Here is a 13,877-nt window from a genome sequence, read left to right on the forward strand (position 1 = left end):
GTATTCTTATCGGGGTCAATTTTCGTGATGCATCAACATAATCCGCTGCGTATGCTGATTCTTCGTATTTTCACCCCAGATTCATTAACCCTCTTGCCGATACACCTCTCCCCCTCAGTGCCTTAACTCTAGGAGCGACTTCCTCATGTCCCAAGAATTCATCCGAGTCATCGGCGCACATGAAAATAACCTTCGCGGCGTTACCGTAGAAATCCCCAAGCGCAAGCTCACTGTTTTTACAGGTGTCTCGGGATCTGGAAAGTCGTCGTTAGTGTTTGGCACGGTCGCCGCGGAGTCGCAACGACTCATTAATGAGACCTACTCCGCCTTCGTCCAAGGTTTTATGCCCACCTTGGCACGGCCAGACGTAGACAGCCTAGAAGGCATCACCACAGCCATCGTGGTGGATCAAGAACCCATGGGCACCAACTCACGCTCCACGGTAGGAACGGCAACAGATGCCACCGCGATGCTTCGCATTCTGTTTTCCCGAATCGCACAGCCGTCCGTAGGAGGGCCTGGGGCGTACTCGTTCAACGTTCCTAGCGTCCAGGCCTCCGGCGCGATCTCCGTAGGAGGGGGAAAGAAAGAGCACATCAGCTTTAAGCGCACCAGCGGACAATGCCCCACGTGCGAGGGCATGGGCCGGGTGAGCGACATTGATATGTCTGAGTTGGTGGATACGTCGTTATCACTTAACGACGGCGCCCTCCTAGTCCCGGGGTACAAGGTCGGGTCCTGGGTATGGAAAACTTTCGCGGAGACGGGACTATATCCGGCAGATAAGCCCATCAATAAATTCACCGAAAAACAAAAACACTCATTGCTGTATCAAGAGGCCACAAAGGTCAAGTTCAACGGTTTCAATTACACCTATGAGGGCCTCATACCTAGGGTGAAAAAGTCTATTTTGAGCAAAGATCGCGAGTCGATGCAAAAGGCTATAGGCGAGTTTGTCGACCGCGCCATCACATTCATCGCATGCCCAGAGTGCGGGGGCACGCGGTTGGCCCGACATGCTCTGGAGTCCAAGATCAATGGAAAAAACATTGCTGAGCTGTGCCAGATGGAGATCCAAGATCTTGCGAAGTGGATGCAAGGCATCGCTGATAAATCCGTTGCACCATTGTTGGAAGCCATCCAGCACAACTTGGAGAGTCTCGTCGAGATCGGACTGGGCTATCTCACCTTGGATCGTCCCGCAAACACCCTTTCTGGCGGTGAGGCACAACGGACAAAGATGGTGCGCCATTTAGGGTCTGCACTCACCGATGTCACGTATATCTTTGATGAGCCCACCGCCGGGCTGCACCCGCACGACATCGAGCGGATGAATCGCTTGCTCCTGGAGCTCCGCGACAAAGGCAACACCGTACTTATTGTGGAACATAAGCCTGAAACCATCGCGATCGCCGACCACATTATTGACCTAGGACCGGGCGCAGGTAGCGAGGGCGGCATACTGCAATATTCGGGGTCCCTGGCAGGGCTTAAAACATCGGGAACGATCACTGGCAAGCATCTCGACGACCGCACCACCACCAAAGATCGCGTCCGCATTTCTCGCGGAGTCATCGAGGTCCGCGATTCCACACTCAACAACCTTGATCATGTTGATGCAGATATTCCGTTGGGAGTGCTCACCGTGGTTACTGGTGTGTCGGGCTCGGGAAAGTCTTCCTTGATCGCATCGCTGCCCAAAAACGATGACATCATCATGGTCGATCAGTCTCCGATCCGCGGTTCTCGCCGGTCAAACCCCGCCACGTACACGGGCACTTTGGAACCTATTAGGAAGGCTTTTGCAAAAGCCAACGGTGTAAAACCTGCGCTGTTCTCCCCTAATTCTGAGGGCGCGTGCGCCAATTGTAAGGGTGCGGGCGTTGTGTACCTCGACCTGGGTATTATGTCTGGCGTTGACCTTCCTTGTGAGGTCTGCGAGGGGCGGCGTTTCGACGACTCCGTCCTCGATTACCACTTTGGTGGCAAAGATATCGCCACTGTTTTGACCATGCCCGCCAAGGAGGCATGGGAGTTCTTTTCCTCTGAGGAAGCCAAAGTCCCGGCCGCGGCAAAGATTCTCAAGCGGATTGTTGACGTCGGACTTGGCTACATCACTCTTGGCCAGCCGCTGACAACTTTGTCAGGCGGCGAGCGCCAACGCCTCAAGCTCGCGTCGCATTTGGCTGAAAAAGCCACCACTTTCATCTTGGACGAGCCGACCACGGGATTGCATCTGGCGGACGTCGATAAGCTCCTTGATCTATTGGATAGCCTCGTCGACGCGAACAAAACCGTGATCTGTGTGGAGCATCATCTCGGAGTAATCGCCCACGCGCCGACCATGTGATAGACATGGGCCCCGGGGCAGGTTCTGCTGGCGGTCGCGTTGCTTTTTCTGGGACGCCACAGGAGATGATCGACGAGGCCGATACTGTGACTGCGCAGTATTTGAAGTCTTATGTGAGCTAACCTCTCCTACTCGCATAGTTAGTAGGAGAGGCAAGGGACAGACACCAACATTAGGTAATGCTAACATCACTAATTATGTCCTCTGTCCCCCATATCGACTCACCCTCCACCAGCCAACACAGGATGAGTCCACTTTCCTCGTGGCTTGTACCGCTGTATGCGGTGATGAGCTACTTTGCTGCAGGCATCGCCCTTGTGCTTATGGCTTCTGCTCTTGCCCGGTATATCCACGAAGATGAGGCTTATCCCCTCTTCTATGCGATAACTGGCATAGCCATCCTAGCTGCGGGTGGGTTCACTGCCCTGGATATTCGCACCGGTGCTCGTAAAGCACGAGAACAGGAACGCTATACGCGTCATCGTCTTTTAGCAGCACTTTACTCTGCGCCGACTATGTCCAATCGGGATCGAAAAGAATTTCACCCCGGAAAACTCGTCGCACTCTTGACTGACAACGTTGAACGGGCTGCGGAATTTCGCCATGCATATCTGGGGTCGGCGCTGGCAGCCATGGTGTTTCCCATCGCTGTCGTCATCTACATTGCTGTTGCTTACGACTGGCTCTTGGGGCTTAGTATGCTCGGTCAATTCATTTTTGTTCCCATACTCCTACGCGGTTTCATGCGATTATTCCGGGGCCGTTCTGCAGATTCGCGACGCAAGCGAGCAGGACTTTCAGAAAAATATCTCGATGCCATCAGAAACCTCACCACCGTCAGCCTTATCAATGCAGGTAGCCGAGTGGAACAACAACTACGCGCAGAAGGCGAACGCAACCGTGGCGCCACCATGAAATTACTAGCAGGCAATCAGGTAGTAATCATCGTCATGGACCTTGCGGTCTCACTTGTTCTTATCTGCACCACCGTTGCCGTTATTGCTACGAGAATTGATAGCAAAGCCCTCTCTCCTAGTCACGGCTTAGCATCCATTTTCCTACTAGTCCTCCTACTCGCTCCATTATCCCAGGTTGCTGGCTTTTTCTATGTTGGCATGGGAGGTATTGCCGCGCAACGAGCCATAAAAAAATACCTTCGTATGCATGAACACACCAGGAAGGTAGACAACGGTTATACAGATTCCATGGAACGTGGTTCAGCTCCCAACGCTGTTGTCGTCGATTCTCTTAGCTTTTCCTACGGGGAAACCCCCGTGCTCAACAACATCAATCTCACGGTTCCAAGTGGTGCAAAGATAGCTATCGTCGGACGCTCCGGATCCGGCAAATCCACACTGCTCCATATCCTTCGAGGCCTCCTCCCCACAAGTCCCAACATGATTTTTATCCGAGGCCTAGACGCAGCAACAACCCCTCTCGAGAAAATTCGTACTGCCACAGCAACCGTAGCGCAACACACATGGCTCTTCAGCGGATCGATCGCCGACAATTTGCGCATCGCGCGTTTGGACGCCACCGAAGCCGATATGTGGGACGCACTTTCACGCGCCAACTTAGCCGATGAGGTACAAAACATGCCCAACGGATTAAACACCGACGTCGGCGAGCGCGGGGCTTTTCTCTCTGGAGGCCAAGCACAACGACTATCCCTTGCCCGCGCCTTATTATCCGGTCGCGATATTGTGCTTTTCGACGAACCCACCAGCCACATCGATCTTGCATCCGAAGCACTCATTGTCTCTGCGATCCAACAACTCCCCGATAACATCACAGCCATCATGGTTACTCACCGCCCCGCTCTCCTAGCCGCAGCAGATACCGTCTACACAATGAAAGCGGGTGAGCTTCGATGACACCGTCACTAGGAAGCGTTGTGCGTTGGGTGCTTTCGATCACCCGGCCCGTTCACGCTCCGCTATATTTTTCCGTGGTCATGCGGATTATCCAGCTCAGCTTGGGAATCCTGATCTTTGGACTGGCTGTGCAAGGCGTAGTAGGAATCATTCTGGGCGTTAACCAGATAGTTCCTATCCTTATCACTTTGGCGATCATGGCCTGCATCAAAGCGCTCGTTCATTATTTAGAACAGTTTTCGGGGCATTATGTCGCCTTTAAGGCCCTAGAGTTGCTTCGCGGTGCAGCTTTCTCCCAACTTTGGCCCAAGGCCCCGGGAGTGTTGCGTTCCACTAAATCCGGAGACCTTGTAACCTCGCTTACCCGCGATATCGATCGGATCGAGGTTCTCTATGCTCACACCATTGCCCCCGTGATTGCAGGTGTCACCGTTCCTCTAGGATTCGGTGTTGCGTGGGGGGTGATTTACGGCTGGCAGCTTTCCGCCATCCCGCTTGTGTTGGGACTATTTTCTGCGCTTGTGGTTCCGCTAATTGGTGCGAAGCAATCATTCGATTCAACACAAAAAGTTTTGAGCGAACGCCGCAAATTATCACAGCATGTCACGGATTCTGTGTTTGGCGCCGAGGAAATTGTCTCCTACGGACGACAGCAAGAACGAGTGGAGCAGAGTTGGGGCATTGCGGGGGGCGTCGCAAAGCTGGCTATGCCCGCTGCAAACTATCGTGCGCTACGGCGCGGACTGAACTTAGGGCTCACATACGCATGTGTGCTCGGAGTTCTTGTCGTTGGAATCGCAAACAAAGCGAACCCGACAGAAATAGCTTTTATTATGGGCGGTTGTCTCTTGCTTTTCGACGCCCCGCGCGGGCTAGAAGACGCAGCCGGCGCGCTCGATCATTCGCTTGCTGCCGCACGTAGACTCCACCATATCTGCCATATCCCCGCTACCGTCACCGATGGCACTCTTAACGTCGATCGTTCACAACCCATCACTATTACCTGGGAGAATGTCAGCTACGCGTATCCTGATTCCCTAGGAAAGTCAGTGCTGCAGGGGTTCACTCACACCATAACGAGTGGCGAACACGCGATATTTGTTGCGCCATCAGGAAGCGGAAAATCCACCGCAGTCCACCTCCTACTCAGATTTGACGATCCCAGCAGCGGTGACATCCTCCTTAATGGAATTTCCGTATCCAAGTACCAGCTGAGTGCGCTGCGCGAAGCCATTGCACTTGTGCCGCAACGCAGTGAGCTGTTGACCGCGAGTATCAGATCCAATCTCCTACTCGCGCGCCCCGATGCCGCAGAAGAAGCCATGTGGCATGTGCTCAGTGCGGTGCATCTAGACCAGGAGGTTCGTCGTCTGCCACAAGGGTTGGATTCGCTCACTGGCACTGAAGTTTCGGGACTATCCGGCGGCCAAATGCAGCGACTGTGTTTAGCCCGGGCGCTACTTACTCAGCCATCTGTGCTGGTTCTCGACGAATTCACCGCCAATGTTAACGCCGAGCTGGACCAGGCAATCAGGCGTTCGCTTAAAGAGCATTATCCCAATCTCACGATCATCGAAATCTCTCATCGTCTGCACGAGCATAGCGATGATCAAAGGATTATTTCTTTATCCTCATAGAAAGAAAGACGTAGAGCGTTGGTAGGAGGGAGCAGATTGTTCTGTTCCCTCCGCAGCACCTCGGCTTAAGCCTTTTTAACTACCGAGGATTTCAGATAGATCCGCCCAAGGGTGGGCACAGACGCGTCGATATCATGACCGTTCACAGGCGGATCGAGTAGGCGGATGTTCTTAGCCTTAGTCCCGACCTTGATAGCGCCACCCCCGCCGCCAGAGATTTTCAGGCCTTTGACCACCGTCACTGCGTCGCCGTCGACAAGCAGATTACCAACGGCATCGCGAATCCCCTCGCTCTCTGCCGACAACGATTTGTCATCATTATCCGAGGCGAGAGTCCATTCATAAGCACACATCGGACACACGAGAAGCGCACCCTGTTCATAGGTATATGACTCCGAACATTCCGGGCACGGAGGAAGTTGATCAAACATTAAATTTAAATTACACGACATCCCTCCAAGTTTTAACTTCTCATAGGATTAGCTATAGCAACGCCTTATAATCTATGGACCAGAACCCCTGCGCCGAGATTCTGCAGAGCCCCAGTCGAACACAAGCTTTATCTTGTGTAACTAGGTTCCGTCCTCTTCGCCCGAGTATCGCGAACAAAAGCGCGTAGCCTGGTCTGATGGATATCTTCACTGTCGGACATTCAAATCTCGACTTCCGGGACTTCGTCACAATCCTGCAAGGAGCGGGTATCCTAACCCTCATCGACGTCCGAAAATTGCCCGGTTCGCGCAAGTATCCGTGGTTCAATGATGAGCACCTAGGCAAAGCCCTCCCGGACCACGGTATCGCTTATCGACGACTCGAGGGCTTGGCAGGCCGGCGAAACGTCTCCACAACCATCCCCTTCGAGGTCAACGGCAACTGGCGCAACCGAAGCTTTCACAATTACGCTGACCATGCGCTCGGCACAGAGTTCAACGAAGCTTTGGAGGAGCTCCGCACATTCGCTGCCGACGCTCCCACAGCAATAATGTGTTCCGAGGCCGTGTGGTGGCGCTGCCACCGACGAATTATCGCCGACCATCTCTTGGCACGCGGCGACCGGGTGCACCACATCATGGGGCAGACCAAAAACGGAACCACGCTTATCGACGCCGTCTTTAACCAAGGCGCAGTAGTCGGCGATGACGGATTAGTGCGCTATCCACATCACTGACAATCATTATCAATAGTGATAGCCTCGGTGAATGCACTCAGTAAAATCGCTCTCACCCTCCGCACGCGACCTACATATTCTGCTCAAAGGCCACACAGACGGCGGTGTTCAACAGCTCGCCGACCGCCTCATCTCGCCGAATCCCACACCCCACCTGGCACACCTATCCACTGGGGCCAGCGTGTACACCTGGTGCGTACTCGACACTTTCATCTTGGCTGGGCTCTTCGCCTGCGACGTTCAAGTCGAAAGCCGACCCCCTTTGGCAGCAGCCCCTCTGAATGTCTCGCTTATCAGCAACACACTCACCGCTAGCCCAGAATTCGTCGTTTCGTTCCCGCTTGCCTGCGACGAGAACGGCGTCCATTTCACAGAGGCGTTCTGCCCCTTTGCAAATCTTTTCCCGACGATAGAGCACTATCGCCATTGGGCCCCTCTCCAACCCCGTCCCACCGTCGCCATCAGCGTCGATCGCGCAAACTCCATTGCCGCCGATTTCGCCTTAGATATACGCACAAACACAATAAAGAGCAGCGATCTCAGTCTTTCCCTTTGAGGCTACTAACGCCTCCCCCCCTGCTAATCGTCCCGCACTAGTTTAGGTGCACAAATAGCGCGAGACGATCATCCAAAGCCGTTTTAACGCCGGCCAGACCGGGCCTAAACGTTGAACTTAAACTCCACCACGTCGCCGTCGACCATCACGTAGTCTTTGCCTTCTTGACGGACTTTACCCTGAGCCTTGGCCTCAGCCATGGAACCAGCGGCATCGAGGTCTGCGAAAGAGACGATCTCGGCTTTAATAAAGCCACGTTCAAAGTCAGTGTGGATCACGCCGGCCGCCTGAGGAGCTGTGTCGCCCTGGTGAATAGTCCAGGCGCGGGATTCCTTGGGGCCCGCGGTGAGGTAGGTTTGCAAGCCGAGGGTGGCAAACCCGGCTTTAGCCAAGGAATGCAGTCCGGGCTCGGTCTGTCCTACGGATTCAAGCAGCTCCATGGCCTCGTCTTCTTCGAGCTCGAGCAACTCTGTTTCAGTCTTTGCGTCTAGGAAGACGCAGTCAGCTGGAGCCACGAGGGCGGCGAGTTCTTGTTTACGTGCGTCGTCGGTAAGCACTGCTTCGTCGGAGTTGAAGACGTAGAGGAAGGGCTTTGCCGTCATCAGATGGAGCTCGCGCACCTTGCTCAGATCCAATTCACCGTTCTTTGCGGCGCTGAACAGCGTGCGATCATCTTCCAACACGGCTTGTGCCTTCTTGGTCTCTTCGACGACCTCGGCCAAGTCTTTGTTCTTGCGAGCATCCTTTTCCAGACGAGGCAGAGCCTTTTCGATGGTCTGCAGGTCTGCAAGGATCAGCTCGGTGTTGATCACAGCGATATCTGCCATGGGATCAACCTTGCCGTCAACGTGGATCACGTTGTCATCGGCAAATGCTCGCACCACCTGGCAGATCGCGTCGGCTTCGCGGATATTGGCTAGGAAGGCGTTGCCCATTCCCTCACCCTCAGATGCGCCTTTCACAATGCCGGCAATGTCCACAAAAGAGACAGTCGCGGGCAGGATGCGCTCGGAGCCGAAAATCTCGGCTAACCGGGTCAGGCGGACGTCGGGAAGCTCGACGAGGCCGACGTTCGGCTCGATGGTGGCAAACGGGTAGTTTGCAGCGAGGACGTCGTTACGGGTCAGGGCGTTAAAAAGGGTGGACTTGCCAACGTTAGGCAGGCCGACGATTCCAAGTGTTAGGCTCACAGGCTCACATCCTAGCAACCCGGTTCCTAAGCCCAAACGTGCGCGCCCGGAAACCCCTCTGCTTTTATTCTTTTATTTGTGAAAGTCGAATCTATATAGGCGGAAAAGAGGGTAGCTACGGCGGTCCGCACTGATGCAAACCTTGCATATAAGGCACAATGTTGTTGTGACTTCGAATACTTCGCCCCAGGACCCCTCGAACACAAACCCTCTGCCAGAAGAGCTTGAGGCATTATTCGATCCGGAAGATGCCGGAAGGAGCCAAAGTTCCTTACGTTCGCCTTCCTCGCAACCCGCACCTCCACCAGAAAACGCCGATTCTCCAGTGCCCCACGAGGAATCGTCGGCAAGCTTTGTTCCGGACGCGGAGGCAACAGCCATTTTTGAGGAGCTCGAGCCGGGTTCCGAACGCACCCATATTGACCGCTCTGAAATTATCGCCGACGGGGTCAAAGTCTTAGCCCAATGGTGCATTCGCATTCTCATCATTGCGGCGACAGGCTTTGCCGGTTGGTACCTCATCAAACAATTTTGGCGAGGTCTTCTCCCTGTTGTTTTGGCACTGATTGTCTGCACAGTGTTGTGGGCCCCCACGGCTTGGATGCGCAAAAGAGGAGTTCCCAGTGGTCTTGCCGCGCTAGTGAGTATTCTTGCCAGCTTTGGTTTTTTCGGCGGACTCATCTGGGTTATCTCCCCTGATATAGCCCGTCAATCACAAACTTTGTACTTCCAGGCATTTGAAGGAGTCCAAAAAGTACAGCTCTGGCTTCAGGGGCCACCCTTCAATCTTGATTCAGATGAACTCGGCAATCGCGTTAATACTGCGGTGCAATGGTTCCAACGGCAAAGCGGGACCATCGCGGGCGAGATTTTTTCCGGCATCGGTATAGCTACCTCCGTCTTAGTAACTATCGGTGTGGTCCTAGTCCTTACATTCTTTTTTCTCAAAGACGGAGAAGGATTCTTACCTTGGTTACGCAGCATCGTGGGCAAACGCGCGGGTTGGCACCTTACTGAGCTTCTCACCCGCTCCTGGATCACACTCGGGGGCTTTGTCCGCGCGCAGGCCCTGGTTTCGCTTGTCGACGCCATCTTCATCGGAGCCGGCCTTATCCTACTCGGCGTTCCCATGGCCTTAGCCCTTGCAGTGCTTACTTTTATTGCCGGCTTTATCCCCATCATCGGAGCGTTTGTTGCTGGTGCCCTCGCCGTTTTAGTGGCGCTTGTATCCTTGGGGCTTACCAAGGCCATCATCACGCTGGGTATCGTTATTGCGGTTCAACAGTTAGAGGGCAATGTCCTTTCTCCCTTGCTTCAATCGCGAGCAATGAATCTGCACCCAGTGATCGTTTTGGTCTCCGTGACTGTGGGTGGCGGGATTTTTGGAATCATGGGGGCTTTCCTGGCCGTTCCTGCAGCCGCAATGATCGCTGTACTCTTCCGATATCTCCAAGATATGACGGCATTGCGAGCCGGCGAGAAATCAGCCGATGAGATCACCTTTGTTACTACGGCCGGCTCCATCACCGGAAAGTTTGGCGAGCGTCGCGGGAAAGAGCTACTAGAAAAACGCCGCCGCGAACAACAAAACCACAAGGCTGAAGATTCTCACGCTGAGCTCCCCGATGAAGGCATCACCAGGGCAGGGGCTATTTCTGCGCTAGATAAGCTAAACGACCTTATTCATTTCTTTGGCAAACATAAATAAAGATATCTTTCATCATTCCCACGACACAACCTTATTAAATTCCTAAGATCGCACTCGTTGCGTAAGATAACAAACGTGTCACAAACGTCCGAAACTCGCCATCAAGCCCCAACGCAACAAGCATCGGGGCAGTTTTTCGGCATCTCTGTGTGGTCATCGATGTCGATCCTCGCGGCCGCGTTGATCACTGGACTACTGATCACGCTCTCTACGGGTGTCATTGGATGGCCTTTCCTAGCGCTCTTTGCCATCTTTGCTATCGTTTTTACGCTTCTCACTGAACCTCGAGGGCTCTTCCTCATGGTCGCAAGTATTCCGTTGCTCTATGCCATCGCGGTTCTTGCTACCGGCTGGTTTCTAGTGCAAGCCAATACAGCAGATGGCGCTCCAATCCGCAGATCTCAGGTCATCACAGCTGCATATCCATTGACGCAGCATTTTCCGCTGCTTATCGCTGTCACTCTAGGGGCGGCACTCATCGCTGTTGCACGCGTTATGCTCTTGCGTCGTGGGGAAAAACGCATCACCAACGTCAATGCGAGTAACAGGATGCGTCAAACCGAAGCCAACAACCGCAGCCGCAGTGCGGCGAGAAAAGCTCGTGCTCAGGCCCAACGCAATCGCGGTGAGGCCACAGGCTCAAAAGTCACTGTCGACGAGCTCATGCGTCGTAATCGCGAACAACCCCACAGGCCAAGAACCCCGCGTCCATCGCTGCACGATCCGGAACAACGCGTGCCCCGCACCTATGCACCGCGTCCCCGTTCAACGACTGCTCAAGACGCTGTCCCCCACACAGAGCAACGTCGTCCAAGCGCTGAACGCATACCGCAAAGAAACCAGACGCCGCAGCCTCAACCCCGGCGAATACCTCCCGAGCGTCCTATGCCGGAGCGTAAGCTCATAGATCCTGAGTTATCACGCCGCAAGACCCGGCGTTTTGATGACGATCTTTATAGCTAACAAACACCCCCCTCCTAGTCGCAGGAAGACAAACCCGCGACTAGGAGGGGGGTAATTTTATGTTTTAGTCTTTGACCCGGGGCGGACGCAGCTCGCGAGGCAAAGCGAAAGTGATCTTTTCTGCGGCGGTAGTAATTTCGCTGACGTTAGTAAAACCGAATGGCTCTAGATATTCCAAGACTCCTTGGACCAAGATCTCCGGAACTGATGCCCCAGAGGTCAATCCCACTGTGGTCACCCCGTTAAGCCACTCAGGATCAATCTGGTGGGCGTAATCCACCAAGTACGATGCCTTGGCACCTGCTTGCAACGCGACCTCGACTAATCGCTTTGAGTTGGACGAGTTCTGCGAGCCAACCACGATCACCAGATCGGATTCCTCGGCGATAGCTTTTACCGCTACCTGGCGGTTTTGGGTGGCATAACAGATGTCGTCGCTAGGAGGGTTTTGGAGGTGGCTAAACCTCTCATGCAGCTTATTCACAATCGTCATGGTCTCATCAACAGACAACGTGGTTTGCGATAACCAGATCAGTTTTTCATTGTCCAAAAAATCTGGGAGGGCAGCCACACCCTCAACCCCGTCGACTAGGTGGGTGACGTCGGGAGCCTCGCCTGCAGTGCCCTCTACCTCCTCGTGGCCCTCATGCCCCACAAGAAGGATGTGGTAGCCGTCGCGAGCAAAGCGCTTGACTTCATTGTGGACTTTTGTCACAAGGGGGCATGTGGCGTCAAGAGTTTTCAGGCTGAGCTGGCGCGCTTCCTCGTGTACAGCCGGGCTGACACCATGAGCTGAGAAGACTAGGTTAGCCCCCTCGGGAGTTTCGTCTGTCTCATCAACAAAGATGGCGCCTTTATCAGCAAGCATGTCAACCACGTAACGGTTGTGGACGATCTCTTTACGTACATACACGGGCGCGCCATATTTTTCTAAAGCACGTTCCACGGTCTCTACAGCTCGGTCTACTCCGGCACAATAGCCGCGAGGAGCCGCTACTAGGACACGTTTACCTTCGGTGTTGCCATCTCCGTGGCTATGGCTCGCGCTAGAAGCAGTGGCATCATGTGGGCGTTGGTCGGGTGATGTCATGACGACTAGCTTAAACCACTGCGCAATTTACCAAGGCACTGTGCCGTATGCTTTTACAAGAACATATCTTTTACAGCGAAATGAAGATGGAGGCCATACGTGGCTAGTTCGCCGAGTGCTCCGGAGCACGCATGGCCGGTTCGCGAGCTCAACGCCAAGGTAAAAGGCTGGATTGAAAAGCTCGGACATCTGTGGGTCGAGGGACAAATCACACAGCTCAATGTGAAACCGAGCTGGAAATTTTCCTATATCACCCTTCGCGATCCTGAGGCCGAGGCCAGCGTCCAGCTCACCTGCCCAACTCAACTTATCCGTTCGCTTACTACCCCTCTGGCCGATGGCGACAGAGTTGTGGTCTATGGAAAACCCGCGTTTTATACGGGTCGCGGCTCTTTTTCACTGTGGGTTACAGACATTCGCCCCGTAGGTATAGGAGAGCTTCTCGCCCGCATCGAGCGATTACGGCAGCAACTCGCACAGGAGGGGCTTTTCGACGCCCACCTCAAACGACCTCTCCCCTTCTTACCCAGAAACATCGGTTTGATCACTGGTCGAGGCTCAGCAGCTGAACGAGATGTTCTTGCTGTTGCTCAATCTCGTTGGCCGGAAGTCACCTTCACGGTTAGGAACACCGCGGTCCAAGGAGCCAGAGCAGTAACCGAGATTATTTCAGCGCTAGAGCAGCTCGATGCCGACCCCACTGTCGACGTCATCATCATTGCCCGCGGCGGCGGCTCAGTGGAAGACCTTCTTCCCTTTTCCGAGGAGTCCCTTCAGCGCGCGGTTGCTGCAGCTACTACCCCGGTAGTCTCTGCGATCGGCCATGAGCCCGATAATCCAGTTCTAGATAACGTTGCAGATCTTCGGGCGGCAACGCCTACCGACGCCGCCAAGCGAGTAGTTCCCGATGTGATCGCAGAACGCGAGTTGATAGCGGAACTGCGCTCCCGTAGTGCCGCAGCACTGCGCAGCTGGGTTCAGCGCGAGCACCATATGATCCAAGCCCTGCGTTCCCGCCCGGTTCTCGCAGATCCGTTGTCTATGGTTCAATCTCACACCGAAGACCTCAACAGAATGCTCGCCTCTATTCGCAAGGAAATCACTTACCAGCTCAATAATGAGCGATCTGTGATCGGCGCGCTGCGTGGCCAGGTCTCTGCGCTTGGTCCCGCAGCCACGCTCGCTCGTGGTTACGCAGTGGTTCAGGTCCTTCCACGAGATGGCACGCCACCTGAGGTGGTAACAACGATCGATCAGTCTCCTCCCGGCAGCCAGCTGCGCATTAGGGTTTCGGACGGCTCGATCACTGCCGCAAGCATGCAGACTTCACCTGCTGATTAG

10 protein-coding genes and 1 pseudogene are annotated in these 13,877 nt (G+C 54.3%); 8 read left to right on the forward strand and 3 right to left on the reverse strand.

Going from position 1 to position 13,877, the window contains the following annotated elements:
- The first annotated feature begins 145 nt into the window (after positions 1–145).
- The 3 genes and pseudogenes from CpATCC19410_RS09450 to CpATCC19410_RS09460 all read left to right on the forward strand — a co-directional run bounded on the left by CpATCC19410_RS09450 (position 146) and on the right by CpATCC19410_RS09460 (position 5,861).
- Positions 146–2,472 (forward strand): annotated as a pseudogene (locus CpATCC19410_RS09450) (ATP-binding cassette domain-containing protein).
- A 75-nt stretch (positions 2,473–2,547) separates the two neighbouring features.
- A complete protein-coding gene (locus CpATCC19410_RS09455; protein WP_014401091.1) occupies positions 2,548–4,224 on the forward strand; it encodes an ABC transporter ATP-binding protein/permease in 1,677 nt (558 codons plus the stop codon).
- Positions 4,221–5,861, forward strand: coding sequence for an amino acid ABC transporter ATP-binding/permease protein (locus tag CpATCC19410_RS09460; RefSeq protein WP_013241604.1), 1,641 nt, complete (start codon positions 4,221–4,223; stop codon positions 5,859–5,861). The genes CpATCC19410_RS09455 and CpATCC19410_RS09460 overlap by 4 nt, the downstream gene beginning before the upstream one ends.
- 65 nt (positions 5,862–5,926) lie before the next feature.
- Here CpATCC19410_RS09460 and CpATCC19410_RS09465 read toward each other — a convergent pair whose 3' ends face one another.
- Positions 5,927–6,313 (reverse strand): zinc ribbon domain-containing protein YjdM, encoded by a 387-nt coding sequence (locus CpATCC19410_RS09465; RefSeq protein WP_014401090.1) that lies wholly within the window; start codon positions 6,311–6,313, stop codon positions 5,927–5,929.
- Between the two features lie 176 nt (positions 6,314–6,489).
- On the opposite strand from CpATCC19410_RS09465, the gene CpATCC19410_RS09470 reads away from it, so the two are divergent.
- Together CpATCC19410_RS09470 and merB are read left to right on the forward strand one after the other, a co-directional pair.
- Entirely contained in the window at positions 6,490–7,029 is a 540-nt protein-coding gene (locus tag CpATCC19410_RS09470; protein ID WP_013241602.1) for a DUF488 domain-containing protein, read from the forward strand.
- A 31-nt stretch (positions 7,030–7,060) separates the two neighbouring features.
- Positions 7,061–7,585: an organomercurial lyase gene (gene merB / locus CpATCC19410_RS09475; protein WP_014300599.1), complete on the forward strand. Its 525-nt coding sequence runs from the start codon at positions 7,061–7,063 to the stop codon at positions 7,583–7,585.
- 104 nt (positions 7,586–7,689) lie between these two features.
- On the opposite strand, the gene ychF is transcribed toward merB, so the two are convergent.
- A complete protein-coding gene (ychF, locus tag CpATCC19410_RS09480) occupies positions 7,690–8,775 on the reverse strand; it encodes a redox-regulated ATPase YchF (RefSeq protein ID WP_013241601.1) in 1,086 nt (361 codons plus the stop codon).
- A gap of 133 nt (positions 8,776–8,908) precedes the next feature.
- Here ychF and CpATCC19410_RS09485 point away from each other — a divergent pair, with 133 nt between their 5' ends.
- Together CpATCC19410_RS09485 and CpATCC19410_RS09490 are read left to right on the forward strand one after the other, a co-directional pair.
- A complete protein-coding gene (locus CpATCC19410_RS09485) occupies positions 8,909–10,483 on the forward strand; it encodes an AI-2E family transporter (RefSeq protein WP_013241600.1) in 1,575 nt (524 codons plus the stop codon).
- Positions 10,484–10,558: 75 nt separating this feature from the next.
- Positions 10,559–11,446 carry a DUF6542 domain-containing protein gene (locus tag CpATCC19410_RS09490; RefSeq protein WP_014300597.1) on the forward strand — a complete coding sequence of 296 codons (888 nt, stop codon included), beginning with the start codon at positions 10,559–10,561 and terminating at the stop codon, positions 11,444–11,446.
- Positions 11,447–11,510: 64 nt separating this feature from the next.
- On the opposite strand, the gene CpATCC19410_RS09495 is transcribed toward CpATCC19410_RS09490, so the two are convergent.
- The gene (locus CpATCC19410_RS09495; protein WP_013241598.1) at positions 11,511–12,536 is read right to left on the reverse strand and encodes a 4-hydroxy-3-methylbut-2-enyl diphosphate reductase; all 1,026 of its coding nucleotides are present in this window, start codon (positions 12,534–12,536) and stop codon (positions 11,511–11,513) included.
- 99 nt (positions 12,537–12,635) lie between these two features.
- On the opposite strand from CpATCC19410_RS09495, the gene xseA reads away from it, so the two are divergent.
- On the forward strand, positions 12,636–13,877 hold the full coding sequence (xseA, locus tag CpATCC19410_RS09500; protein ID WP_013241597.1) for an exodeoxyribonuclease VII large subunit: 1,242 nt from the start codon (positions 12,636–12,638) through the stop codon (positions 13,875–13,877).

This window comes from Corynebacterium pseudotuberculosis (genome assembly GCF_002155265.1).
GTDB lineage: Bacteria > Actinomycetota > Actinomycetes > Mycobacteriales > Mycobacteriaceae > Corynebacterium > Corynebacterium pseudotuberculosis.

Excerpts from the sequence above, each read along its gene's own strand:
- CpATCC19410_RS09455 (WP_014401091.1), top strand. The coding sequence starts at position 2,548 with ATGTCCTCTGTCCCCCATATCGACTCACCCTCCACCAGCCAACACAGG.
- CpATCC19410_RS09460 (WP_013241604.1), top strand. The coding sequence starts at position 4,221 with ATGACACCGTCACTAGGAAGCGTTGTGCGTTGGGTGCTTTCGATCACC.
- CpATCC19410_RS09465 (WP_014401090.1), bottom strand. The coding sequence starts at position 6,313 with ATGTCGTGTAATTTAAATTTAATGTTTGATCAACTTCCTCCGTGCCCG.
- CpATCC19410_RS09470 (WP_013241602.1), top strand. The coding sequence starts at position 6,490 with ATGGATATCTTCACTGTCGGACATTCAAATCTCGACTTCCGGGACTTC.
- merB (WP_014300599.1), top strand. The coding sequence starts at position 7,061 with ATGCACTCAGTAAAATCGCTCTCACCCTCCGCACGCGACCTACATATT.
- CpATCC19410_RS09485 (WP_013241600.1), top strand. The coding sequence starts at position 8,909 with ATGCAAACCTTGCATATAAGGCACAATGTTGTTGTGACTTCGAATACT.
- CpATCC19410_RS09495 (WP_013241598.1), bottom strand. The coding sequence starts at position 12,536 with ATGACATCACCCGACCAACGCCCACATGATGCCACTGCTTCTAGCGCG.